This is a genomic window from Spartinivicinus ruber (assembly GCF_011009015.1).
Taxonomy (GTDB): Bacteria; Pseudomonadota; Gammaproteobacteria; order Pseudomonadales; family Zooshikellaceae; genus Spartinivicinus; species Spartinivicinus ruber.
In genome coordinates, this window is the sequence record NZ_CP048878.1 from 1,525,001 (window position 1) to 1,549,419 (window position 24,419).

At 40.4% G+C, this 24,419-nt stretch carries 20 protein-coding genes, 2 rRNA genes and 1 pseudogene (1 of these 23 cut by a window edge); 15 read left to right on the forward strand and 8 right to left on the reverse strand.

From position 1 onward, the window contains the following. The 7 genes from G4Y78_RS07365 to G4Y78_RS07395 form a co-directional block, all read left to right on the forward strand. A 23S ribosomal RNA gene (locus G4Y78_RS07365) occupies window positions 1–2,151 on the forward strand (it extends 740 nt beyond the left edge of the window). 154 nt (window positions 2,152–2,305) lie between these two features. Continuing rightward, window positions 2,306–2,421: ribosomal RNA gene (gene rrf, locus G4Y78_RS07370) — 5S ribosomal RNA — on the forward strand. Between the two features lie 169 nt (window positions 2,422–2,590). Beyond that, window positions 2,591–2,848: a hypothetical protein gene (locus tag G4Y78_RS07375; protein WP_163832420.1), complete on the forward strand. Its 258-nt coding sequence runs from the start codon at window positions 2,591–2,593 to the stop codon at window positions 2,846–2,848. A 386-nt stretch (window positions 2,849–3,234) separates the two neighbouring features. Further along, window positions 3,235–4,782: a 2-isopropylmalate synthase gene (locus G4Y78_RS07380; RefSeq protein ID WP_163832421.1), complete on the forward strand. Its 1,548-nt coding sequence runs from the start codon at window positions 3,235–3,237 to the stop codon at window positions 4,780–4,782. 21 nt (window positions 4,783–4,803) lie between these two features. Further along, window positions 4,804–5,664 (forward strand): uracil-DNA glycosylase family protein, encoded by an 861-nt coding sequence (locus G4Y78_RS07385; RefSeq protein WP_163832422.1) that lies wholly within the window; start codon window positions 4,804–4,806, stop codon window positions 5,662–5,664. A gap of 42 nt (window positions 5,665–5,706) precedes the next feature. Beyond that, the gene (gene rimI, locus G4Y78_RS07390) at window positions 5,707–6,156 is read left to right on the forward strand and encodes a ribosomal protein S18-alanine N-acetyltransferase (protein WP_163832423.1); all 450 of its coding nucleotides are present in this window, start codon (window positions 5,707–5,709) and stop codon (window positions 6,154–6,156) included. A 106-nt stretch (window positions 6,157–6,262) separates the two neighbouring features. Beyond that, window positions 6,263–6,985: a hypothetical protein gene (locus tag G4Y78_RS07395; RefSeq protein WP_163832424.1), complete on the forward strand. Its 723-nt coding sequence runs from the start codon at window positions 6,263–6,265 to the stop codon at window positions 6,983–6,985. A 30-nt stretch (window positions 6,986–7,015) separates the two neighbouring features. Here G4Y78_RS07395 and G4Y78_RS07400 read toward each other — a convergent pair whose 3' ends face one another. Next, a complete protein-coding gene (locus G4Y78_RS07400; protein ID WP_163832425.1) occupies window positions 7,016–8,578 on the reverse strand; it encodes a SulP family inorganic anion transporter in 1,563 nt (520 codons plus the stop codon). Between the two features lie 228 nt (window positions 8,579–8,806). On the opposite strand from G4Y78_RS07400, the gene G4Y78_RS07405 reads away from it, so the two are divergent. Continuing rightward, a complete protein-coding gene (locus G4Y78_RS07405) occupies window positions 8,807–9,472 on the forward strand; it encodes an energy-coupling factor ABC transporter permease (RefSeq protein ID WP_163832426.1) in 666 nt (221 codons plus the stop codon). Here G4Y78_RS07405 and G4Y78_RS07410 read toward each other — a convergent pair. After that, entirely contained in the window at window positions 9,444–10,010 is a 567-nt protein-coding gene (locus G4Y78_RS07410) for a response regulator transcription factor (RefSeq protein ID WP_163832427.1), read from the reverse strand. The two genes, G4Y78_RS07405 and G4Y78_RS07410, sit on opposite strands and share 29 nt — an antisense overlap. 57 nt (window positions 10,011–10,067) lie before the next feature. After that, on the reverse strand, window positions 10,068–11,174 hold the full coding sequence (locus tag G4Y78_RS07415) for an ATP-binding protein (RefSeq protein WP_163832428.1): 1,107 nt from the start codon (window positions 11,172–11,174) through the stop codon (window positions 10,068–10,070). Window positions 11,175–11,643: 469 nt separating this feature from the next. On the opposite strand from G4Y78_RS07415, the gene G4Y78_RS07420 reads away from it, so the two are divergent. From G4Y78_RS07420 to G4Y78_RS07435, 4 genes and pseudogenes are all read left to right on the forward strand, one after another. After that, the gene (locus G4Y78_RS07420; RefSeq protein ID WP_163832429.1) at window positions 11,644–12,516 is read left to right on the forward strand and encodes a sugar phosphate isomerase/epimerase family protein; all 873 of its coding nucleotides are present in this window, start codon (window positions 11,644–11,646) and stop codon (window positions 12,514–12,516) included. A 141-nt stretch (window positions 12,517–12,657) separates the two neighbouring features. Continuing rightward, window positions 12,658–12,978, forward strand: a complete 321-nt coding sequence (locus G4Y78_RS07425) for a hypothetical protein (protein ID WP_163832430.1) — start codon at window positions 12,658–12,660, stop codon at window positions 12,976–12,978. Window positions 12,979–13,214: 236 nt separating this feature from the next. Continuing rightward, window positions 13,215–13,961, forward strand: a complete 747-nt coding sequence (locus tag G4Y78_RS07430) for an ankyrin repeat domain-containing protein (protein WP_163832431.1) — start codon at window positions 13,215–13,217, stop codon at window positions 13,959–13,961. Window positions 13,962–14,180: 219 nt separating this feature from the next. Beyond that, a pseudogene (locus G4Y78_RS07435) lies at window positions 14,181–15,117 on the forward strand (IS1595 family transposase). Between the two features lie 170 nt (window positions 15,118–15,287). Here the strand turns inward: G4Y78_RS07435 and G4Y78_RS07440 are convergent. Further along, a complete protein-coding gene (locus G4Y78_RS07440) occupies window positions 15,288–16,187 on the reverse strand; it encodes a DUF2167 domain-containing protein (RefSeq protein WP_163832432.1) in 900 nt (299 codons plus the stop codon). 1,142 nt (window positions 16,188–17,329) lie between these two features. Between G4Y78_RS07440 and G4Y78_RS07445 the strand changes: the two genes are divergently transcribed. Further along, window positions 17,330–18,913 carry a peptide chain release factor 3 gene (locus G4Y78_RS07445; RefSeq protein WP_163832433.1) on the forward strand — a complete coding sequence of 528 codons (1,584 nt, stop codon included), beginning with the start codon at window positions 17,330–17,332 and terminating at the stop codon, window positions 18,911–18,913. An 89-nt stretch (window positions 18,914–19,002) separates the two neighbouring features. Continuing rightward, the gene (locus G4Y78_RS07450) at window positions 19,003–19,749 is read left to right on the forward strand and encodes a DUF975 family protein (protein WP_163832434.1); all 747 of its coding nucleotides are present in this window, start codon (window positions 19,003–19,005) and stop codon (window positions 19,747–19,749) included. A gap of 48 nt (window positions 19,750–19,797) precedes the next feature. Here G4Y78_RS07450 and G4Y78_RS07455 read toward each other — a convergent pair whose 3' ends face one another. The 4 genes from G4Y78_RS07455 to ppk2 all read right to left on the reverse strand — a co-directional run bounded on the left by G4Y78_RS07455 (window position 19,798) and on the right by ppk2 (window position 22,322). Continuing rightward, window positions 19,798–20,271, reverse strand: a complete 474-nt coding sequence (locus G4Y78_RS07455; RefSeq protein ID WP_163832435.1) for a copper chaperone PCu(A)C — start codon at window positions 20,269–20,271, stop codon at window positions 19,798–19,800. Next, the gene (locus tag G4Y78_RS07460) at window positions 20,268–20,876 is read right to left on the reverse strand and encodes an SCO family protein (RefSeq protein WP_163832436.1); all 609 of its coding nucleotides are present in this window, start codon (window positions 20,874–20,876) and stop codon (window positions 20,268–20,270) included. The genes G4Y78_RS07455 and G4Y78_RS07460 overlap by 4 nt, the downstream gene beginning before the upstream one ends. Then, window positions 20,866–21,327, reverse strand: coding sequence for a hypothetical protein (locus G4Y78_RS07465; protein WP_163832437.1), 462 nt, complete (start codon window positions 21,325–21,327; stop codon window positions 20,866–20,868). The genes G4Y78_RS07460 and G4Y78_RS07465 overlap by 11 nt, the downstream gene beginning before the upstream one ends. A gap of 125 nt (window positions 21,328–21,452) precedes the next feature. After that, window positions 21,453–22,322, reverse strand: coding sequence for a polyphosphate kinase 2 (gene ppk2 / locus G4Y78_RS07470; protein ID WP_222937658.1), 870 nt, complete (start codon window positions 22,320–22,322; stop codon window positions 21,453–21,455). Window positions 22,323–22,576: 254 nt separating this feature from the next. On the opposite strand from ppk2, the gene G4Y78_RS07475 reads away from it, so the two are divergent. After that, a complete protein-coding gene (locus G4Y78_RS07475) occupies window positions 22,577–24,418 on the forward strand; it encodes a Na/Pi cotransporter family protein (RefSeq protein WP_163832438.1) in 1,842 nt (613 codons plus the stop codon). Window position 24,419 lies beyond the last annotated feature (1 nt).

Below are 24,419 nucleotides of genomic sequence, written 5' to 3' on the forward strand. Positions count from 1 at the left end.
GCCAGGGGATGACTTGTGGATCGGAGTGAAAGGCTAATCAAGCCCGGAGATAGCTGGTTCTCCTCGAAAGCTATTTAGGTAGCGCCTCGGACGAACACCTACGGGGGTAGAGCACTGTTTGGGCTAGGGGGTCATCCCGACTTACCAACCCCATGCAAACTCCGAATACCGTAGAGTGCTATCCGGGAGACACACGGCGGGTGCTAACGTCCGTCGTGGAAAGGGAAACAACCCAGACCGCCAGCTAAGGTCCCAAAGTTCTAGTTAAGTGGGAAACGATGTGAGAAGGCCCAGACAGCCAGGAGGTTGGCTTAGAAGCAGCCACCCTTTAAAGAAAGCGTAATAGCTCACTGGTCGAGTCGGCTCGCGCGGAAGATGTAACGGGGCTCAAACTAGACACCGAAGCTGCGGATCCTAACTTAGGTTAGGGTGGTAGAGGAGCGTTCTGTACGCCTGCGAAGGTAGATCGGGAGGTCTGCTGGAGGTATCAGAAGTGCGAATGCTGACATGAGTAACGATAAAGGGAGTGAGAAGCTCCCTCGCCGGAAGACCAAGGTTTCCTGCGCAACGCTAATCGGCGCAGGGTGAGTCGGCCCCTAAGGCGAGCACGAAAGTGGTAGTCGATGGGAAACAGGTTAATATTCCTGTACTAGTAATGACTGCGATGAAGGGACGGAGAAGGCTAGGTTAGCCTGGCGATGGTTGTCCAGGTTTAAGGTTGTAGGTAGGCATCTTAGGCAAATCCGGGGTGCTAATACTGAGAGCCGATATCGAACTCATCTTCGGATGAGGAAGTAATTGATGCCATGCTTCCAGGAAAAGCTTCTAAGCTTCAGGTCATTATTAACCGTACCCCAAACCGACACAGGTGGTCAGGTAGAGAATACCAAGGCGCTTGAGAGAACTCGGGTGAAGGAACTAGGCAAAATGGCACCGTAACTTCGGGAGAAGGTGCGCCGGAGCTGGTGAAATTCCTTGCGAATGGAGCTGGAGCCGGTCGAAGATACCAGGTGGCTGCGACTGTTTATTAAAAACACAGCACTCTGCAAACACGTAAGTGGACGTATAGGGTGTGACGCCTGCCCGGTGCCGGAAGGTTAATTGATGGGGTTAGCTTCGGCGAAGCTCTTGATCGAAGCCCCGGTAAACGGCGGCCGTAACTATAACGGTCCTAAGGTAGCGAAATTCCTTGTCGGGTAAGTTCCGACCTGCACGAATGGCGTAACGATGGCCACGCTGTCTCCACCCGAGACTCAGTGAAATTGAAATCGCTGTGAAGATGCAGTGTATCCGCGGCTAGACGGAAAGACCCCGTGAACCTTTACTACAGCTTCACACTGGACTTTGAGCCTACTTGTGTAGGATAGCTGGGAGGCTTTGAAGCGGTGACGCTAGTCATCGTGGAGCCAATCTTGAAATACCAGCCTGGTATGTTTGAGGTTCTAACTCTGGTCCCTGATCGGGATCGAGGACAGTGTGTGGTGGGTAGTTTGACTGGGGCGGTCTCCTCCCAAAGAGTAACGGAGGAGCACGAAGGTGCGCTAAGCATGGTCGGACATCATGCGGTTAGTGTAAAGGTATAAGCGCGCTTGACTGCGAGACGTACATGTCGAGCAGGTACGAAAGTAGGTCTTAGTGATCCGGTGGTTCTGAATGGAAGGGCCATCGCTCAACGGATAAAAGGTACTCCGGGGATAACAGGCTGATACCGCCCAAGAGTTCACATCGACGGCGGTGTTTGGCACCTCGATGTCGGCTCATCACATCCTGGGGCTGAAGCCGGTCCCAAGGGTATGGCTGTTCGCCATTTAAAGTGGTACGCGAGCTGGGTTTAGAACGTCGTGAGACAGTTCGGTCCCTATCTGCCGTGGACGTTGGAAGTTTGAGGAGAGCTGCTCCTAGTACGAGAGGACCGGAGTGGACGAACCACTGGTGTTCGGGTTGTGTCGCCAGACGCATTGCCCGGTAGCTAAGTTCGGACGGGATAACCGCTGAAAGCATCTAAGCGGGAAGCCCCCTTCAAGATGAGACTTCCCTGACCCCTTGAGGGTCCTGAAGAGCCGTTGAAGACGACGACGTTGATAGGCGGGGTGTGTAAGTGTTGTGAGGCATTGAGCTAACCCGTACTAATTGCTCGTGAGGCTTGACCATATAACGCCAAAATGATTTGGGAAACACAAATCAAAGCGAAACAGGCAAGCACAACGAAGAAATACATCGAACGTAATAGAGTATTACAATCAAGACAAAGCAGAATTCAGATTACAAAACAAGCTAAGCAAAACAGTTCCAAATGCCAGTTTTGCTTGACGACTATAGCGAGTGTGAACCACCTGAATCCATCCCGAACTCAGTAGTGAAACCGCTCCGCGCCGATGGTAGTGTGGGGTCTCCCCATGTGAGAGTAGGTCATCGTCAAGCGCCTTATTTAAGAGAACCCTCAGCACTTCGTGTTGGGGGTTTTTTGCTTTGTAGGGTTTGAAACATTTGCTGCCACTTGATTATTTGCTTAGTTGGAATTTTTTATTTCTTAGACTTTTTATATATAAAACAATAATATGATTGTCTTATTTGTAAATTTGAAGGCCTTATGAGAAAGCAGCTAATTCAATATTGTTTGGTTTATCTGATTTCTATACCTACTGTTGGAGCAGAGTCACTGTTAGATATGTCGATTAGCGAAGAAATAATCAGTGCTGATGATGTACAGGAATCTTTGAGTGAGGCCTCATCTAGCTCGTTACCTCCTCTATTTAAGTCTAAATCTGTACTTGCTGCTAAAGAAGAAACAGATGATCGAATTAAAGAAGTCTTAAAAATAACCCTGCCTGGAGTAAGATACTATTAGAGGAGAGCATAGGATTAATCCATCACTGGGAGCAGGGGGATGAAAGATGGTTTAATAATCAGTATTATATAATACGACATTAGCCACCTTTACATTCCTTTATTAAGAGTACTATTATTGATGAAGCACCCAAATAAAATGGAGTGTTTAAAGCATTGAACTTGAGTTGAATAAGGTTATTAGCAGACTACCAACCATGATCTTTTTAACTAATAATAAGAGCAACCAAGCACTGATTAAGCTGCTTTTTTATCCTGCTATAAGTACTCTCCTTCTGCCCTAGGGCAGATAATCAACATATATTTCTAATAAATCAATACTTTCCCTATCTAATCTTTAGAGTAATTCTAATTAGCCACTGATGGGCTAACTTGGAGTGTTTAACTATGAACAATAATCGAGTTGTCATATTCGATACGACATTGCGTGATGGTGAGCAGAGCCCTGGTGCTTCAATGACCAAGGATGAAAAGCTACGAATTGCTAAAGCCTTAGAGAAAATGCGAGTGGATGTGATTGAGGCAGGTTTTGCTATGGCAAGCCCTGGTGACTTTGAATCAGTTAAAGCAATTGCTGAAGCTATTAAAGGTAGCAGTATTTGTAGCTTGTCCCGGGCCTTGGATGGAGATATTGACCGGGCTGGTGAAGCACTGAAAAATGCGGTTGCACCACGAATTCATACTTTTATTGCAACATCTCCTATTCATATGAAATATAAGCTGCGAATGGAGCCAGAAAAGGTATTAGAACAAGCTGTCCATGCAGTAAAGCGTGCTCGTAACTTGGTTGATGATGTTGAGTTTTCCTGTGAAGACGCTGGACGATCTGAGTTAGACTTTTTATGCAAAGTTATTGAAGCTGCCATTAATGCGGGTGCAAAAACGATTAACATCCCTGACACGGTAGGGTATGCGATTCCCCATCAATTTGGAGAAACCTTCCAGCAGTTAATTGAACGTATCCCAAATGCTGATAAAGCCATTTTTTCGGTTCATTGTCATAATGATTTAGGACTTGCGGTGGCTAATTCTTTAGCGGCTGTTGCTCATGGTGCTAGACAAGTTGAGTGCACTATTAATGGTTTGGGGGAAAGGGCTGGAAATGCTTCACTTGAAGAAATTGTGATGGCAATTAAAACCCGTCAGGATGTTTTAAACGTTGAAACCAACATTGATACAAAACACATTGTGTCCACTTCTCGGTTAGTTTCAAGCATTACCGGATTTCCAATTCAGCCTAACAAAGCGATTGTTGGAGCTAATGCATTTGCTCATGAGTCTGGGATTCACCAAGATGGCATGCTGAAGCACCGTGAAACCTATGAAATCATGAAGGCAGAGGATGTAGGGTGGAAAACCAATAAAATGGTGTTAGGTAAGCACTCTGGTCGTACTGCTTTCAAAGGGCGGTTGGAAGAATTAGGTGTACACTTTAATTCAGAAGCTGAATTAAATACAGCATTTGCTCGCTTTAAAGAGCTTGCTGATAAGAAACACGAAATATTTGATGAAGACTTACAGGCTTTGGTCAGCGATACCAGGGCTTCTGAAATTGCTGAAAAATACAGGCTACAAACCTTAGAGGTTTGCTCAAGAACAGGTGAAACACCTGTAGCGCAAGTGACACTATCAGTTGATGGCAGAGAACAAAATGCTTCTTCAGAAGGGAGTGGTCCTGTGGATGCTACGTTTAAAGCAATTGAATCGATTGTTCAGTCTAATACTTCCCTTGAATTATATTCAGTTCATGCAATTACCAGTGGAACTGACTCTCAGGGAGAAGTAACTGTTCGACTGGAACGTGGAGGAAGAATCGTTAATGGCAATGGGGCTGACACAGATATTGTCATTGCTTCTGCTAAGGCTTACATTAACGCCCTTAATTTATTAGAAGCAGGCATTAATAAAGCCCACCCTCAGGCTGGAAATGTCTAAATTTTCTCAAGAGGTAACTTTATGTTAGAGCAGCAGCGTCAGGCTTATCTGGAAGCGATGGGAGTTCCATTATGGTTCCCGCGTTATCAGTTACCTGGTGCATTGCCTACACCAGATTATCACTGGCCTGAAACAACCAGCCAAGATTTAGTAGATGCCCGTTCAGCTGCGTCTTTAACAGTTCAAGAAACAAGTGGTAGTCAGCTTCATTTTGACCGAGAAAACTTGCCCTCTGATTTGCAGAAACATTTTTCTGATCAACCTAAAGTGGCAAAGCAGCAAATACGAGAGTCGTTAATTGACAAAAGCAAGGACCATCAATCAACAGCGAACGCAGCGAATATTACGCAGCAACCAAGTCAAGAAACAGAGCAAAGTACGGCGGTATTCTTAACTACCAAAAAAGAACCCTGTTTTTTTCAGTTAGTTTGCCTTGAACCTAATGAGCAAGTCTTATTAATTACAGAGCTGCCTTATAGTGGGGTTAATGAATTATCGGCTTTACATTATTCATTAATGAACAATTTGCTTGTTGCGTTAAAAATCAATGATGCAGTTAAAGAAGCTAAAAGCTTTAAGTGGCCCTTTACCCATCAACCATTTATTGATCAATCTGAACGAATCGCCAAGGCGGCAGTAAAAGCTTATTTGCGAGAGCAGTTAGATCTTTCAGATAAAAAACTAGTGATATTTATGGGGCCAGCTGCAGCAAAGTTTGGGTTAGGCTTAGAGCAAGACTTTGACTCATGGCGTGGGACGCAGCAGCAAGGTGAACAATGGATTGCTGTCACCCATAGTATAAATGAAATTTTACGTCTACCTCAGTGTAAAAAAGAAGCTTGGAAAGATCTTGTAGCAGTTACCGATATAGACTGGCAATAAACATTTCAATATATGATAGCTGATGATCTACAAGTAATGCCTATGGCCTTTAAACTTTTAGATGAAGTTGTGAAGGTAGAGTGCAAATCTTACTCGCATCCTTGGAGTAAAGGTATTTTTAAAGACTGCCTTAAGTCTGAGTACGAGTGTTGGGTAATGGAAAAAGCAGATAAGCTAATTGGCCACGGTGTTTTTTCGGTAGCTGTGGGTGAAGCGCATTTGTTAAATATTACCGTTGCTCCAGAATATCAGGGAAATGGTTACGGGCAATATTTACTGAATTATTTCTTATCAAGGGCAAGAGACTTGTCAGCAGAAGTGATGTTCCTGGAAGTGAGATCATCTAATTTAAGTGCAATTAAGTTATATAAACGTATTGGGTTTGATGAGATTGGATTAAGAAAAAACTATTATCCAGCTGTTGATGGACGAGAAGATGCTTTAGTTATGTCATATAGCCTTAAGCAATTTACAATAGGTGCTAATACATAAGCCATAACTGGTTGTCTAATAAAAAAAAAGGTTATTTGATGTTATAACAAGGGATGTGTATGTAAAAATTATGAATATATCGATGTACACTAGATAGTGATTTAATATGCCATGGACTTTACTATCAATTGCGCGTTGTTTAGGGGCTATGACTCTGTTTATGGGGTTGCTGCTTCGCTTGATATTTCCCGCAGAATTGCCTTGGACTTACCCTGGTGTAAAAACCCCCGTCATTGCATTTGAGTTTGCACAAACACCTACTGAACTATTTCATATGTTTGGTAATGATGTTGAACAACGAGATGAAATTGTAAGGGCAATGGATTGGGGTAATTATATTGATTTTATTTTTATGGTTGTTTATACCGGGCTTTTAGCTGCCGTATTGTGGTTACATAAGCCGCTGTTAGCAAGTTTAACTTATTGGTGTATAGGGTTAACCTTCATTATTTTAGCAACTGATTTTATTGAAAATATTGCTTTGCTTAAACTTTCTCACTTAGTGGCAGTTGGTTATACGGGAGCATCTAAGTTACAAGGCTGGTTGCAGGTATTGATTATCAGTACTTGGTTTAAATGGATGAGTATCGTAGTAGTCCTTGCTGTATTAGGTTTAGCCTGTCGTTTTATCCACTGGTCAGGGTGGTTAATTGTCTGTTTTGGTTGGGCGGGATTATTGGTTGGTGGTTGGAATATTCTCTATCGAGACAGTCTGGAATTGTTTGCTAGTTTGGTATTGTTAGGTTTTATTGTTTTAGTGGTTTATATATTTATGGCTCCGACCTGCAACCAAAGAAATCCTCTAGGCTCTCATAAGCCTACCGGCTAATAAGTAAAGCCGGTAGGGGATATACACAGATCAGGCTAATTTATCTGTAGCAATATGGTAGTGAGGGTCAGTCATATCATCGACTTCAACCAGGTTTTTCGCTTTTTCCAGTAGCTCTATACATTCTGGGCTGAGGTGGCGTAAATGTAACACTTTACCTGCAGCCTGATAGCGATCGGCTAATGCATCAATGGCTTCAATACCAGAGTGATCACATACCCGAGAGTGCTGAAAGTCGATTACCACATGGTCAGGGTCTGTTTTAGGGTGAAAAATGTCTCTAAAATGAGAGACTGAGCCAAAAAATAATGGGCCTCTTAAGGCGTAAACTTTGCTCTCACCTTCTTCGCTAGGTTCAGCATAAATATGCTTGGCATGTTCCCAGGCGAATACTAAGGCAGAAACAATCACACCCACAATTACCGCTATTGCTAAATCTGTCGCAACGGTAACCCCTGACACTAAAATAAGAACAAAGGCATCTGACTTGGGAATTTTGCGAATAATCCGAAAGCTAGTCCATTCAAAGGTGCCAATGACTACAATAAACATGACACCTACAAGAGCTGCGATAGGAATTTGCTCAATTAACGATGAGGCGAACAGAATAAATGCCAATAAACATAAAGCAGCTGTAATACCCGATAAACGACCACGGCCGCCAGAGTTTACATTAATCATACTTTGACCGATCATGGCGCAGCCACCCATACCACCAAAAAGGCCGGTTACAGTATTTGCTACGCCTTGACCAATACATTCACGGTTACCTTTTCCGCGAGTTTCAGTAATTTCATCAATTAGGCTGAGCGTTAACAAAGACTCAATTAAGCCGATAGCAGCCAGAATTATTGAGTAGGGCAGAATAATCCAAAGGGTTTCAAAATTAAATGGCACCACTGGAATGTGGAAGCTAGGTAAACCACCAGCGATGGAGGCAACATCACCTACGGTTTTAGTCTCAATGCCAAAGCCGATCACAATCAGTGAAACCGTAACAATAGCGGCTAAAGAGGCAGGAATTGCATTGGTGAGTTTGGGTAAGATAAATATAATGGCCATCGTTAGTGCCACTAAACCAAGTATGATCCATAGTTCAGGGCCTTGCATCCAGGCAACATCGATGACACTGCCTTCTAAAGCTGTATTTGCTAACCAACCTTCGCCACTATTTTTTCCAAAATTACCCAGTTGAGCTAAGAAAATAACAATGGCAAGGCCGTTAACAAAGCCCAACATGACTGGGTGGGGTACCATACGAATAAATTTACCCAGCTTTAAGATACCGGCCAGTATTTGGATCAGTCCCATCAATAGCACAGTAGCAAATAAATATTCTACGCCGTGCTCAGCCACTAAGGTGACCATAACAACAGCAAGTGCACCAGTGGCACCAGAAATCATCCCTGGACGACCGCCGATTAAAGAAGTGATTAAGCCCACCATGAAAGCTGCATAAAGTCCCACCAAAGGTTCCACCCCTGCTACAAAGGCAAAGGCCACGGCTTCAGGTACCAGAGCTAATGCGACGGTAAGGCCGGAAAGTAAATCATTTTTTAAAGATGCGGTTTTTTGCGTGATAAGATCTATCATCAGGTTACTTCATCAGTTACTACGAGCTGGAATGTTTTATAACGTCATGTTTTTGCAAGTTTATGAAACACCCAGGCTAGAAGGTTAGTAAGGGTTGGGCTTATTTTTGTACCCAAAATTGGTGCCGGATATTACCATATATTGGGTATTAAAGAGTCAGTATTTTCACTACAACCCGACTCTCTTAACTTGGCTGTGAGTTGTTATTTTATATTGTAAGGTACAGTTTTGAGTTTCTCTGGTTTTTTATTAACAGATCTTCAAGTTTTTGGTTCGTTGTTACTGCTTAGTATTATCTTACTGGTTGCCTTGGTATTTATGGACTTTTCTACTATTTTAAGGGACTCGGCATTACAACATCGACTGGGTGCTAGTGTTTTTTGTTTGAGTTTGTTATGGCTGACTCATCGAGATTTTCCGATAGGCATGAGCTTGCATTTTTTAGGTATGTCTGCCGCTACGCTTATTGTTGGTTGGCCAAGGGCTATTATGAGTGGCTTTATTGTATTGCTTCTTATAACGCTATTTCAGCAAGCTGATTGGGTAAGCTTAGGAGTAAATGGTTTGGTTATGATTGTAGTACCTGTGATTGCAATGCAACTGTTTTATCAATGGATAGAACACTTTCAGTCACGTAATATATTTACTTATATTTTTGGGATCGGTTTTGTTGGTACTTTATTTAGTACCTTGCTGGTTATTCTGGCAGTAATAGCCGTACTTTGGGGAAGTGATAGCTTTAGTTTTCCAGGCAACTGGGCTGATTACCTGCCTTATGTACCGCTAATTATATTACCTGAAGCTGTTATCAATGGCATGGTCGTATCGGCTATAACAGTATTTAAGCCAGACTGGGTTATTACTTTTAATCAGCAGAAATATTTGCATCGTTAGTTTTTTTGCGCTCTCCCACCTGTAGCTTTCGTTGCAAGGTGCGTCTATGCATGCCCAAAGCTCTTGCGGTGGCTGAAATGTTACCCTGATGATCCAGCAAAACTTTTTGAATATGCTCCCATTCTAACCGTTCAATAGGCATGGGTTTAAAGCTGTTATCGGGTTGGGGAGTGGCTTCTTGTTGAGTTAATGCGACTTCAATTTCTTCAGCAGTTGCGGGTTTGCACAAATAATTATGGGCACCCAGTTTAACTGCAGCTACTGCAGTGGCGATTGAAGCATAACCGGTTAAGACTAATACCTTTGCTTCTGGCGCTTGTTGGCTTACTACAGTAATAACATCAAGCCCAGACTCATGATCTAATTTGAGATCGATAATGGCGAAAGCTGGTGTGAATTGCTGCAACAGTTTTTTGGTGTTTTCTATACAATTGGCAGTGATAACTTCATAACCCCTTTTGCGCATGGCTCGCGCCATCACCTGAAGCAAGGCAGAGTCATCATCAACAATTAATAGGATCGGCTGTTTGTTTTTCATGGCAATGCAAAAGCTACTAGAGGAATTGAAGCGCACTACTATAACACAGTTGATAACTCAATTTTTGGCAAGGGGTAAACGGATATGAGTCTCAGTGCCTTGCTCAATATGATTGAGTAACGTCACTGATCCACCTAGCCGCTCAATGGATGCTTGGCTAAGGGTCAAACCAAGGCCTAGCCCTTTATCTGGTCGGTTAGTGTAAAAAGGAGTGCCGAGCTTTTCCAGGTTAGCCATATCCAGCCCTGGCCCGAAATCTCTAATGATGATTTTAATATGTTGGGAGGTTGTTTCAGCAAAAAACTCAATTTTATGTTGAGACTGGTCGGCAGCATTATTTAATAGGTTGAGTAATGCTTGGGGCAAGGAAGCATCTGTTAACACCTGGGAATCAGCTAATCTGGTGGTGTCTAACTCAAGTAATATTTCTGGCCTGATTACCTGCCAGCGTTCTAATAGCTGGTTGATAATTTTATTAATTGATTGGCGAGTCGGGCAGTAACTGACTTGGGCCTCTGTAATAAGAGTATTCAAACTTTGTTTACACTGATTGAGTTGGTTGGTTAAACAACTGAGATCGTCTGAAAGTGCCGGATGTTGTTGATAATCCTGCTTCATTTCATTAACCAGCAGTAACATGGTGTTAAGTGGTGTATTTAGCTCATGAGCAGCACCAGCAGCAAGGCTTCCTACCGCAAATAGTTGTTCGTTGCGTAAATCCTGCTCTCGTTTTTTTGCCAGTTGAGCCTGGTGTTGGCGAAGGGTTTGCGCCATTCTTACTACAAATCCACAAATAAGCAGTGCGCTTAAACTAAAGTTAAGCCACATGCCCACAACGTGTAGGTTAATCATATGAAACTGCTGGGTACTGTTATCAAACAAAGGGATTAGTTGTGGCAAGGGCTGATAGAAAAACAGCAATAAGGTATAACAGCTCAAACAAATTAAAGTAATAGCAATTGTAAAGGGTAAAGCTAATGTTGCCGCTGCAATAATAATGGGTATCAGGTAATAAGACACAAAAGGATTACTTGCTCCACCACTAATGTAAAGCAGTAATGTTAGTGAAAAACAGTCAAAAAGCAGCTGGGTAAAAAACTCCCACTCACTCACTGGGGTTAGCTGTCGGAAACGCCAATAGGTAAAAACATTAACTACTCCCATTACTAATAGCACACCTACAACCAACAGAGTATTGATTGCAAGTGAGGTATAAATAGTTGCTAATAGCAATATAACGCATAGGCTGCATAAAAAAACAGTGCGTATCATTCCAAGGCGAAATAAGTTTTGCCTAGAAACTGAGAGGTTTAGGGGAGCTTGAGAGAAAAAAATCATATCTACTAAAAAAATCGGCAGCTATCTCTAGCCTGAAGAGTATAACTCAGTTAGGAGAAAAACCGCCTAATAACAGTAACGTTAAATATGTAATGTTTGCACACTACATAAAGTTAGGGCCTGTTTAAAGGCTCAAGCATAGAACGTTGTTACAGGGCTAAGTGTACTGATATAGCAGTTAGTTGCCTATGTGACAGAGTGTCGCAGGTTTGCATAGGGTTATCAAATAGATATACTAATCATTTAAATGAGAATAATTATTATTCATCCTTGTAGGACACTCTAAGGATAGCCCATGTATTCAGTACTTAATACAACAGATGATATTACTCATTGTGGCAATTTGGGCCATGTCATTCACGACTTGGCAAAGGCTTGCAAATTAGCATCCTACTATGGATTTGAGGGTGTTAACTTAGATATTACACGTCTTATTCAAGAGCAATTGACGGTGACAGATGTAAAACAATTGCTAGCAGCATATCAACTTCGGCCTGCTGCATTTAGTTTAGATGCGTATATGTATTGCTTTCACTCAGAAAAGGAATATTTGAGTAGTCTACATGACTTTGCAGAGCAGGCCGCTTTTGCTCATCAAATAGGTAGTGAAATAGCGCTTTTTTATATTCCCCCTTTTTCAAACAATTTACCATTTAATGACTATTTTCAGCTAATGGTCAAACGACTTAAGCAGTTAAAGCCAATTTTAATTGAGCATAACATTAAGATAGGCTTTGAGTTTATTGGGCCTATTGAAACAAGGTTGGCAACTGCTTATGATTTTATTCATACTATCGATGGTGTTAGAGCGCTTATTGCCAGTGCAGATTTATATGGTTATGCTGGGTTTAAATTGGATGTGCATCACTGGCAATATAGTGGTGCCGGATTGTTAGACTTAAAGCATCTTGATAAAGACTACTTAGTTTATGTGGAATTGAATGATGCACTGCAGGGATATAATTTATTTAACATGCCTGAGTTTACCAGGGAGTTGCCATTAGCAACGGGGGTGACAGATATTGCTGGCTTTGTACAGGTATTAAAAAATAAAGGATATGATGGGCCAGTGGCTGTTGAGCCTTGGAACGATACAATAAGAAAAATGCCATTAAAGGAAGCCCTTCATTCTGTTAAACAATCTTTGGATAAATGTATGGCGCTTTAGTGATCACTAATGTAAAAGGCATCATTCAGTACCCTGTCAATTAAATTGCCATTAAAGTCTATAACTCAACGAGTTACAGGCTTTAGTAGTAATAGGTATAAATTTTGCCTATAGATTAGTTAGTTGAATAAGGGGGTTGTTATGGGTATTAGAGTTAAAAGCGAAGATCTCAAATATGTATACTCAGAGCATACTACAAACAACAGTATATCTAAGTTTATTGGTAAACCAGATAAAACCATATTCTACCGTAATGAAGCGGGAGAGGTTGTTCCAATGTTAGAGAAAGTACTTGAGTATTTAAAAACCTCAAAAAAAACTTATAAACAACTAAGTGACCGAAAATCTTATAAAATGTACTTACATGTTTTAGAGGATATGATTAGAAAAGATTTGCCTCGTAAAAAACAACGACGAGAAGAAGTATTTGATTGGTTGAGGGATAATTTCTCAAGCCCTTAATTTAAATGTAATAAATATCTATTCATAATTTTTTAAGGCTGGTTTTTTCTTTTAAAATTTTACAATTCATATTGTTGGCTTTGTTAACTTACTGAAAAGAATAAAAAAAAATGTTGGCATTATGGTTGCCTCCGTTAGGTTAAGTTTGAGTCCTACCAACTAGGAATAACTGGTTGTGTAAATTATTTTGAAAACCTATCTGTTGTGTAAGAGATATACAAGGAGGGATTTACCTAATGGCTGCAGTAGAAGAGAGAAGTTGTGCTATTGCTGAGTTCTTGATTTCCCGTGGAGGAAACCTTGACTTACAAGATGGTGGTGGTTATACACCACTCATGCATGCAGTATGTAAAAACAGAGTTGACACAGTAAAATTATTGTTATCTAAAGGAGCAAACCCAAACTATTGTAATAAAGCTCAATCAGTATTAGATATAGCTGTTAAAAAAGGCAATCGTAAGATTATTAATCTATTACTTGAGCACGGAGCTAAAATTAATCAGCAAGATAATAAAGGGGGAACCCCAATTTATCAAGCGATTAGAAAAAAGCAAATTGAAATTGTTTGCTTGCTCCTTGCTAGAGGAGCCAACCCCTTCATACGCACGTATTTTGGTGGCACCACCTTAATGACAGCTGCCTTTTCTGGTGATAGGGACTTATTTGATTTGATTTTATCTCAAGGTGTTGATCCTGATATGCAAAATAAACATGGCTGGACAGCACTTATGTTTGCTGCCAGGCACGGGTATAAAAGCATAGTAGAATCATTATTAATGAGAGAAGTTAAGTCAGATCTAAAAAACCACAATGGAAAAACAGCAGCTATATTAGCTAAAGAAGGTGACCATGAAGACATCTATAAAATGATTAAACGCTATGATGGTAACTGGCTGAGAAAGCTAAAATATATGTTTGCAAAACCAACAGTAGAAGAAGAGTATGACTTTTCTAATCAGGCTCAAACTGTAGAAGCAGAGTAAATTTTTATTAAGAGTTTTGGTTTCGTATAACTTTGATAAGCTTGTTGTATATAGATTGTGGTAATAGATAACTAAGATGGGCTAGCCAGACATAGTATACATTTAACTATAATTCATAATTAGGGAGCCTTTAAAAATTTACCTAATTATCACTATACCTAAGCCATTAACTGCTGTATATTTGAACAGCATGGAAACTTAATTGAGAAGGTATAAATAATGGCTATCAACAAAGTTCAATTTCAAAAAGGCCTGAGTTTAAACGAGTTTCTCAAACAATATGGTACAGAAGAACAATGCTTTAATACCTTATACAAATTGCGATGGCCAGAAGGTTTTCAGTGCCCCAATTGTGGATACGACAAATGCTGTCAACTCACTACTAGAAAGCTTCAGCAGTGCTATAAATGTCACCAGCAAACATCTGTAACTGCAGGTACTATCTTTGAATCAACCAAATTACCATTAAAGACTTGGTTCCAAGGGATGTATTTGATCTCCCAAGACAAAAAAGGTATATCAGCCATAGAATTACATCGCCATTTAGGTATTTCCTATCAAGCTGCCTGGAGAATGAAACATAAGCTCATGAAAGTGATGCAAGAAAGAGAAGGCACCAAGCAATTGTCGGGTTTTATTGAAATTGATGATGCCTATCTTGGTGGTGAGCGTACAGGTTGCAAAAGAGGTAGGGGAGCAGATGGGAAAATACCTTTTGTAGCAGCCGTAGAAACAACAAAACAAGGTCAACCGACACGAATTAAACTGAGCATTTTAAAAGGGTTTAATAAAGAAGAGATAACGGCTTGGAGTAGGCAGAATTTGGCCAAGGGCAGTACCGTAATCTCCGATGGACTGGCCTGTTTTAATGGTGTCATAGAAGCAGGTTGTCTTCATGATAAAATTGTATGCGGTGGTGGTCGTGCATCAGTAGAGGAACCTGAATTTTATTGGGTTAACACCATCCTTGGAAACTTAAAAAGTGCTTTACGTAGTACTTATTCATGCTATTCGCGCTAAATATGCACAACGTTATCTTGCTGAATTTCAGTATCGATTTAATCGAAGATTTAGCTTAGTAGAATTTATTCCTAGGCTAGCATTTGTAGCACTGAGAACACCTCCACTACCAGGTAAGCTACTAAATATAGCTTAGGTATGATGATAATTAGGAAAATTTAAGCTATCATATAAAAAACTTGGATTATTTTTAAATTTTTAGAGGCTCCCATTAAAATGTATAGTTGAGCTTGTTTTGTTTAAATAATCAAAAACAGTGCTCTACTACCAATGAATAGAGCACTGTTTTTTAAATCCCGCCTTATACTAGGGATTTTTTCGTGAAAAAACAGACTTAAATAAAGTACCAATACCTAGCAGGATAAAAACACCAAACTTTTTAAGGAATAATAAAACTGCAGCAAGCAAACCAGTTTTAGCTAAAACCTTTCCAGCAACTAAGGCACCTAAGCCATACGCAGCAACTTTATCAATATCAGGATTAAAGTCACTATACTTGGCATCTTGATCAAATTCTGCTAGGGCTAATACAGAATCTAATTTGGACTCAATCAAAGGTTTCTGTTCCATGCCGGCGATAAAATTCAGTACTAATACGCCTTTTCTACCTAGCACACGAATATTGTAGTTAAGTGTATTGCCATCTTGACCATCACCAAACTTAATTTCCTTTGCCCAATGGAGTTTATGAGATGTTTTATCATAGTAGGGATTTGCAGCCCAACCAATTAACTCGATGGACTCATAACCTTGCTTAGCTCGTTCTTCACTGGCTGCCCGGGTATCCTGCTTCATTTGCTGAAGCAGCTTAGTGTAATCAATATCATCGGCATCTTCATCTGACACATAGCCATCTTCTTCATACTCAATAGTCACTGCCCAAGAGCCACTATCAAAAGGAGTTATATCAGCAGGGAGTAGCATGCCCAATGTGGTTTGGCCAGGGGGGTTGCCCCAAACTTCGACTAAAACTTTTTCTGCATCCTGGGGATTCAGATAATAAAAGTCCTCTGGTACATTTAAAGTGGCTGAGGCACCAGGTAATTTAACTTTACCTGTTTGTCTGTTAAGAGATTCCCAAATATTTTTTGCCCAAGCAACATACTTTTCTTGTTCTGGAGATAACTCCTCTTTACCGTTGGCAAAAGAAAATGTTGATAAGACTAAAATTAAAAAGCTAAGAAAAGTTTTTACTGTGATTGTCATAATGCAATTACTGCCTATTACAAATGTCTGTTAAATAACCTGATATTGGGCTTTTTTACTTGCTCGCTTGCTTTAAATGATAATTAGTATCAGTTACTAGAGCATATCTAGGTTACTGGTGTTATTTAACCGTGTAAGCCAATAGAGTAAATACCATTTAGTCAAGAGGGTTGCTAAAGCCTTGTTTTGTATCAGGTGGTTCAATTCCTGGTTGGAAAATGACCAGTATTATAATGGGTATTAAGTCACTAATAAAGTGTGATGTTTAAAGAGGCTGCTAGTACTCAGTAAGAAGGGTAAGATTTTGGATTTATTACTGTTATTGAAAATGATGAAATAATCAGCAGTAAACTGTTAAATGCAAAATAAAGTAGTAACTCAATCGTTGCAAATTACTCTATTAGCTGACAAACAATTACTTTAATTGATATATGTTTATTCAAAAATAAAATGTTTCTTTTTTAGGATGTTCTTTTTAAAGAAAATATTTGTGTAAGTAAATAAAGGAGTCTTAAGCTAAAACTCTTAACAGTCTAAGACTTTTAAAATACTATCCCAAGAATAAAAAATGCTAAAGCAATTAATGATAATATTAGCCCAAACCAACCAGTGAAAATAACGACTTCTTTTTTTTCATATCTTTCGTGAGCGACTAAACGAGGGAACAAAATCATTGCATATGAGGCTAGAGATATAGTGAGGAAAGTCTGAGGTGTCCACCAATGAGTGATTCCGCTGGTAGGAGGAGGAATGTAGATATAAACAAGTGATTTTTTACTATTTTCTCAAAGACAGGTAGGTTCCTGTTATGTCTTATCTCTGTTTCGTAAGCATTACACTCATTTTACTATTATGTAATGGTCTAGCTTGAGAGGGTGTTTGAAGTCGGGGCAGGTACATTCTTACACTGCTCATGAGAGCTTAGTTTGCATATTTCACCAGATACCAGCCTGCTTATATCAAGGCTTTCAGCACTTTTATGTCTATTGAAGTTAATAGTCAAACCTGGTTATCACATTTCAGGATGCTAAGAATCTTTGATATCTGATGAAATATTTGGGCAAGAGCTGCGCGTTTTGCTAAAAGCCATTATAATTGCGCCATTTTCTAGTAACTTGCTGTGAAATGGGCGTAAAGCCACTATGACTGAATTGACGAAAGAGATTAACAAGCGGCGAACGTTCGCGATCATATCCCACCCTGATGCGGGTAAAACCACGATTACTGAGAAGCTGCTGTTGTTTGGAAATGCAATCCAGATGGCAGGGACTGTTAAGGGTAAGAAAGGCTCTAGGGCGGCTACTTCTGACTGGATGAGTATGGAGCAGCAGCGGGGGATTTCGATAACGACCTCGGTGATGCAGTTTCCATACAACGAGCGAATGGTGAACCTGCTGGATACCCCAGGGCATGAAGATTTCTCTGAAGATACTTACCGTACTTTGACGGCTGTCGATAGCTGTTTGATGGTGATTGATGGTGCCAAGGGGGTTGAGGACCGGACGATCAAATTGATGGAAGTGTGCCGGTTAAGGGATACCCCGATTTTTACGTTTATCAACAAAATGGATCGTGAAGTAAGGGATCACATTGAGGTCTTGGATGAGATTGAAGACATCCTAAAAATTCAATGTGCGCCTGTTACCTGGCCAGTGGGGATGGGGAAAAACTTTAAAGGTATTTATAACCTATATACCGATACCATTCATTTATACACCCAAGGGCAAGGTCATACCATTCCTGATGATATTCAAATAAAAGGGTTAGACTCTGCTGAAGCACGAGACAGGTTAGGGGCAGACCTTGTAGATGAGTTACTGGAAGAAATTGAGCTAGTCCGTGGTGCCAGCCATGAGTTTGATTTAGAAGCCTTTTTGGCAGGCAAGATGACGCCGGTATTTTTTGGTACTGCACTCGGTAACTTTGGGGTAAGGGAAATGCTGGATTATTTTGTGGACTGGGCGCCTGCACCACAAAATAGGGAAACCCAAGATCGTACGGTTCCTGCTGATGAAAGTAAATTTTCTGGGTTTGTATTTAAAATTCAAGCAAATATGGACCCTAAACACAGGGACAGAATTGCCTTTATGCGGGTATGTTCGGGTAAATACACTAAAGGTATGAAAATGCGTCATGTGCGTATCGGTAAAGATGTGAAAATTGCTGATGCAGTGACGTTTTTAGCAGGGGATCGCTCTCAGGTAGAAGAAGCGGTGTCGGGTGATATTATTGGTTTACATAACCACGGTACCATCCAAATCGGCGATACTTTTACCATGGGTGAAGAAATGCGCTTTACAGGTATTCCACATTTTGCACCAGAATTATTTAAGCGAGTTCGTTTAAAAGACCCACTTAAGCTAAAACAGTTGCAAAAAGGCTTACAACAGTTGTCGGAGGAAGGGGCTACCCAATTGTTTATGCCTGTAAATAACAACGATCTAATATTAGGTGCAGTGGGTGTACTACAGTTTGATGTAGTTATGCACCGATTAAAAGAAGAGTATAAGGTGGAGTGTATTTATGAACCTATCACAGTGCAAACTGCTCGTTGGGTCGATTGTTCTGATGCAAAAAAACTAGAAGAGTTTAAGCGAAAATGTGCAGATAATTTGGCTATAGATGGTGGTGGATATTTAACGTATTTAGCACCAACACGAGTTAATTTATCTTTAGCACAAGAGCGCTATCCTGAAGTAGGGTTTAGAGCCACCAGGGAACACTAATTACTAATCCCCTAAATAACATTTTAGGGGATTGATTTAGTTTAAAAAGTTAATGCCAATATTTTTTTAAAATATGTAAAGGAAAGCAAATGAGCGATCCATACGCTGCACCTAAATCTGAATTAGATAAGCCTGTAGAAATCCAAATGGGCAACCTGGAACAAGGCTTGGCCGGTAATTATCAAATCACCATTGGCGGTATTTTGAAAGAGTCTTGGGACTTGGTTAGTGGTGCAAAGCTGCAGTTTTTTCTTTTTGGCTTGATTTATATAGCCATTATGTTTCTAGTAACATTTATTAATAAGCTAACGGGCTTAGATGGGCAGGCCGCGATGGAGGCGGGAGATCTTACAACTGGCTTTATGTTATCATTTGGTAGTGGCTTTATAATGATGCCAATTACCATGCCCCTTTATGCTGGTGTGATTTATATGGGAATACGCAGGGCAGCAGGGTTAAACTTGAATGTTAGTGATGGGCTGAGTTGCTACAAGCAGGTCATTCCTATTACTATTTTTTCACTGTTAAACGCGATTATTATTTACATAGGTTTTATACTGTTAATCATCCCAGGTATTTATTTGACGATTGCTTATATGTTAGGAATGCCATTGGTTGTTGATCGAAAAATGGGGGCTTGGCAAGCGTTGGAAACCTCTCGTAAAGCAATAACCAAACACTGGTTTACGATTTTTGGTACATTTATTGTATTATTACTTATTATAATGGTTAGTGTTATTCCGCTGGGGATTGGGCTGATTTGGACTCTGCCATTTGCTGCTATCGCAATTGGTGTGATGTATAAATCTGTATTTGGTATTGAAACCAATAACTAAATAATAGTGACTGGGGTGCTGTTGCACCCCATCATGGGGATATTTACTTTAAGTTCCTGAATGTCCTGCTTTAGCTGATTTTGGTACAATTGACTTCACGGGGGCGGTTAAGTCTTTGGTCATGCCTCCTTCAAATTTTAATGTCATTTTAACGTCTTCACCTTGTTTTAGTTGCTTTTTTACCCCCATGATCATTACATGATAACCGCCAGGTTTTAGTGTTAGTGTGTCATTAGCGGCTATTTCAATATAAGGTTGTGGCTGCATTTTCAAAACACCATCAACGTTGACAATGTTATGCAGCTCTATTTTTTTTGCGATATCACTTTGTACTTCAAGCAGTTTTAACGGTTTATCCGTGGTGTTTTTTAGTTGCATATAAGCTGCTGTATTTTTGCTAGCTGGGGGCATTTCTCTAACATAGGAGCCGGAAACTTCTAGCTTGTGATCATCACACGCAAGACTTGGGGTTGCAATAAATAAGCTGCTTAACAGTAAGGCTGAAGAAATAAGTGTTTTCATATAAGTTCCTTTTGCTTGGTTTTCACGAGCATAGATAATGCTTTTTTTAAACTTGTTATCGACGACTGATGGGGTAAGTATTGACTTAAATTTCCTGTTGGTGAAATAAGATAGAAATAAGCTGTGTGTTGAATAAAGTCAAATTCGCTATTAGATTGAGGTTGACGTTTGTAAATTACATGGTAGTCCTGTGTGACCTGTTGAAGGGTATGTTGATTACTACTTAGGCCAATGAAATTAGGGTGAAAATATTGTAGATACTCCGATAGTCGGCTAGGTGTATCAACTGTTGGGTCTAAAGTAATAAAAATAGGCTGTAACTGTTGTTGAGTGGCTTTAGGTAATTGTTTAAGTGCCTGAGTTAAAGTGCTTAAACCTGTTGGGCAGACATCTGGGCAGTTGGTGTAACCAAAAAATAATATCACCCCTTTCCCTTGAAAGTCCGTCAAGCTAACAGGTCCCTGGTTAGATTGTAGGGTAAAATTCGGTGCAGTTTTGTCAGGTGCTAATGAACTATTTGTTGTGGTGGGTTCCGTTGGGTTGCGGCCTGATAATATTATCAGAATCAAGATGACCAACAATATGGCATAAGACTTATACTTCATTATTAAGCTCAAATATGAGTCGATAGTTACTTTGGGGAGTCACTACAGTTAATTCTGCTAGCCAGACCATTTTGTCACCTAGGGTGCAATAGCTTAATCCGGTGGTGCCTGAGTAGGTGCCAGACTGGATACTGGTGAGCATTACGGGTAATAAGCCCATTTCCATATCACGGCCTTTCAATTGCAAGCTGATTTGTTGGATATTGGGATTGTTATTACTGATGACTATTTCAATAGGTTGGTCGTAGGGTAAGTCAGCAGGAGTAATCTGCATTTTAAGATCCCCCAGAGGTGATTGTTGGCTGATGCAGTTGTTCTGCTGTGGTGAGCAGTAAATATACTCAGTAATAGGTGTATTCGACCCCAGCATTGTTGGTAAATAAATCAAGAGCATAAGCAAACAAGCAAGACTGATGATGGTGACCATCGCTTTAGGCGGAGAAAGTTTCATTATAACTAAAATGACTAAATTACTGAGTACTGGTTAAACAGGTAAGCTGCTTATTATAAGAGTTATGGATAAATTGGCATAGGGGGGTAGTTGCGGCATTTTGCCGCATAACTCAATTTAGGTAATCAATAGGTTTCAGGGATAAAAGTTTGCTCATCATAAGGGCGACGGACGTATAGCTTCGCGGCTTCAGGCTTAGGAAGGGATACTTTCTCTTGCGGTATGTCTTGATATGGAATCTGGCTGAGTAGATGGGCAATGCAGTTGAGTCTTGCACGTCGTTTGTCGTCTGCATTTACCACATGCCAAGGAGCTTGCTTGATATCGGTATAAGCTAGCATTTTGTCTTTAGCTTCGGAGTATTTATGGTAGAGTCGATGGGACTCTAAATCCATGGCACTGAGTTTCCAGCGTTTAAGCGGGTTGTTAATGCGGGCTTCAAAACGGCGCATTTGTTCTGCTTCGCTCACTGAAAACCAATATTTTATCAAAATGACCCCTGAGCGAACTAGCATGCGTTCAAACTCGGGGCAAGAGTGACAGAATTCTAAATACTCTTCCTCGGTACAGAAACCCATCACTTTCTCGACACCTGCTCGGTTATACCAACTGCGATCAAATAATACGATTTCGCCAGCCGCAGGCAAGTGGGCCACATAGCGTTGAAAGTACCACTGGGTTTTTTCTCGTTCGGTGGGGGCTGGCAGGGCTGCTACACGACAAACTCGGTGGCTTAGATAGTCTGTAATCCGTTGAATAATGCCTCCTTTACCTGCAGCATCACGGCCTTCAAAAATAACAACCACTTTTAAATCATTGCTTCTCACCCACTCTTGTAGTTTGACTAGCTCCGCTTGCAGTTTATGCAATGCTTTGCGATAACGCTTTTTAATCTTTTTATGTGCTTTATCATCAAGTGGCTTATTGATATCAATATTGCGATATAAATAGTGTTTGCTAGCCGTTGCATCATTTGGTGGCATGGGGTTACTCATATACTCCTCTTATTATTGGTATGTGTGTTTACAAGCCTTCTATACCCTTTGAGAATGATTTTTAGGGGGCTAGTTTCACACTAGTAAGCTAGCCCCTAAAAATCATTCGCTTTGGCTATACTCTATTAAGTGTTGCATCTTCTAAATATTGATTCCTTATTTCCAGTATGCAGCATTAGAATACCCTTTATACCATAGTTTACCTGTAGCTTCCGCCAGGGAGTTTGGCAAGATCAGTCGTTAACTTTGTCAAGATGATAAAAAAGCTAGCACTACCAATTCTTATTGTTGTTCTAAGCTACGGTTTTTGGCTAAGTAAAGATGTTCAAACCATAGCGGCTGGGTTAGCGATATTTTTATACGGCATGATATCCCTTGAGAAGGGGTTTAATGCATTCACGGGTGGTTTGATTGAAAACATTCTGAATGTAGCAACTGACCGGTTATGGAAAAGTTTTAGCTTTGGTGTGATAGCCACTACCCTGATGCAGTCCAGTTCACTGGTATCCATATTAACCATTTCTTTTATAAGTTCAGGCTTGTTAGGACTAAGACAAGGGTTGGGGATTATTTTTGGTGCAAATCTTGGCACAACCACTGGAGCATGGCTAATTGCTGGATTTGGTTTAAAAGTGAATATTTCAGCTTATGCCATGCCGATGCTGGTTTTTGGCTTGTTGTTTTTGATTCAAAAAAGCAGTTATCGAAAAGGTACAGGTTATATTTTATTGGGCATAGGTTTTATTTTTCTCGGAATTCATTATATTAAGGAAGGATTTGAAGCATTTAGAATAGGGTTTGAGCTTGCTCAATATGCTGTTGGTGGTGTTGAGGGGTTAATTATTTATACTGTAGTTGGTATTATTGCTACAGTAATAATGCAGTCTAGTCATGCAACACTATTGCTTATTATTACGGCACTTTCTTCTGCCCAGGTAAATTATGAAAATGCTGTAGCTATTGCCATCGGCGCCAATGTGGGGACTACCTTCACAGCAATTATGGGTGCAATGGGAGCTAATGTTCAGGGTAAACGCCTGGCGTTAGCACATGTTATTTTTAATTTGCTTACGGGTATAGCAACTCTATTATTTATTAAACAAGTGACCTATTGCGCTAATCTACTTGCCAGCTGGCTAATGATTAGCAGTGATGACTACACTTTAAGACTAGCTTTATTTCATACCATATTTAATTTAATAGGAGTGTTTTTATTACTGCCCTTTGTTGGTATTTTAGAAAGTCAGTTAGTGAAGTGGTTACCTGAAAAGGTTTCTATAGAAGTTGATTTAAGTGGGAAAGCAGAACTTCCAGTTGTTAGAGCTTATTATTTAAATCCAGCTTCGGTGCGCTATGCCGATACTGCAATCAGTGCTTTAAGAAAAGAGTCTCTGGTGCTTTTTAATAGTACGTTTGAGGTGATTTGCTATGCAATTCAATTAGCAAGTGCAGACGTTAAATCTAGTCATAGTCTGGAAAAAATAATCAAGAATTCGCCTATGAGCCAACAGCAATGGACAGTAGAACATGTTTATCAACGTTTTTTAAAAGGTATTTATTCAGATATTATTCGCTTTGTTGGTGATAGTCGCCGTTATATGACCACTGAGCAGGGTAATCAGGCTATTGCTTTAATGCTAGCAGCCCGTCATTTAATTGATGCTGTCAAAGATGCAAAACACTTATCAAAGAACTTAATTGTCTATGGTCTGTCTGACAATAAGGTTGCCAGAGAGCAATATGATAGACTCCGATTTCAAATAGCGGATGTATTACGATTGATAAATCAGAATTTTGAGCTAGAGGCCAGTCGAAAGTTTTTAAGTCAGGCAGAAATGATCAAGTTGGAAATTGAGAAGCAGGATATTGCGACGAGTGGTACCTTAGAGAAGCTGATTCGGAATAAGGCGATTGATCCTTTTATAGCTAGTTCATTGCTAAATGATAATAGCTATGTCTATGATATTTGCAGACATTTAGTCGAAGGTGCGGTAATCGCAATGAGTCAGGGAGCTGCAGAGCTGTTGATATTGAAGGGTGAAATTGAGTTGGATCGTTCAGAATTGCAAGAGATACTAAAGAGAGCGCCGCGATGAG

Excerpts from the sequence above, each read along its gene's own strand:
- G4Y78_RS07450 (WP_163832434.1), top strand. The coding sequence starts at position 19,003 with ATGAGCGATCCATACGCTGCACCTAAATCTGAATTAGATAAGCCTGTA.
- rimI (WP_163832423.1), top strand. The coding sequence starts at position 5,707 with ATGGCCTTTAAACTTTTAGATGAAGTTGTGAAGGTAGAGTGCAAATCT.
- G4Y78_RS07385 (WP_163832422.1), top strand. The coding sequence starts at position 4,804 with ATGTTAGAGCAGCAGCGTCAGGCTTATCTGGAAGCGATGGGAGTTCCA.
- G4Y78_RS07475 (WP_163832438.1), top strand. The coding sequence starts at position 22,577 with ATGATAAAAAAGCTAGCACTACCAATTCTTATTGTTGTTCTAAGCTAC.
- G4Y78_RS07465 (WP_163832437.1), bottom strand. The coding sequence starts at position 21,327 with ATGAAACTTTCTCCGCCTAAAGCGATGGTCACCATCATCAGTCTTGCT.
- ppk2 (WP_222937658.1), bottom strand. The coding sequence starts at position 22,322 with ATGAGTAACCCCATGCCACCAAATGATGCAACGGCTAGCAAACACTAT.
- G4Y78_RS07400 (WP_163832425.1), bottom strand. The coding sequence starts at position 8,578 with ATGATAGATCTTATCACGCAAAAAACCGCATCTTTAAAAAATGATTTA.
- G4Y78_RS07380 (WP_163832421.1), top strand. The coding sequence starts at position 3,235 with ATGAACAATAATCGAGTTGTCATATTCGATACGACATTGCGTGATGGT.
- G4Y78_RS07430 (WP_163832431.1), top strand. The coding sequence starts at position 13,215 with ATGGCTGCAGTAGAAGAGAGAAGTTGTGCTATTGCTGAGTTCTTGATT.
- G4Y78_RS07440 (WP_163832432.1), bottom strand. The coding sequence starts at position 16,187 with ATGACAATCACAGTAAAAACTTTTCTTAGCTTTTTAATTTTAGTCTTA.
- G4Y78_RS07410 (WP_163832427.1), bottom strand. The coding sequence starts at position 10,010 with ATGAAAAACAAACAGCCGATCCTATTAATTGTTGATGATGACTCTGCC.
- G4Y78_RS07460 (WP_163832436.1), bottom strand. The coding sequence starts at position 20,876 with ATGAAGTATAAGTCTTATGCCATATTGTTGGTCATCTTGATTCTGATA.
- G4Y78_RS07375 (WP_163832420.1), top strand. The coding sequence starts at position 2,591 with ATGAGAAAGCAGCTAATTCAATATTGTTTGGTTTATCTGATTTCTATA.
- G4Y78_RS07420 (WP_163832429.1), top strand. The coding sequence starts at position 11,644 with ATGTATTCAGTACTTAATACAACAGATGATATTACTCATTGTGGCAAT.
- G4Y78_RS07455 (WP_163832435.1), bottom strand. The coding sequence starts at position 20,271 with ATGAAAACACTTATTTCTTCAGCCTTACTGTTAAGCAGCTTATTTATT.
- G4Y78_RS07445 (WP_163832433.1), top strand. The coding sequence starts at position 17,330 with ATGACTGAATTGACGAAAGAGATTAACAAGCGGCGAACGTTCGCGATC.
- G4Y78_RS07415 (WP_163832428.1), bottom strand. The coding sequence starts at position 11,174 with ATGGGAGTAGTTAATGTTTTTACCTATTGGCGTTTCCGACAGCTAACC.
- G4Y78_RS07395 (WP_163832424.1), top strand. The coding sequence starts at position 6,263 with ATGCCATGGACTTTACTATCAATTGCGCGTTGTTTAGGGGCTATGACT.
- G4Y78_RS07425 (WP_163832430.1), top strand. The coding sequence starts at position 12,658 with ATGGGTATTAGAGTTAAAAGCGAAGATCTCAAATATGTATACTCAGAG.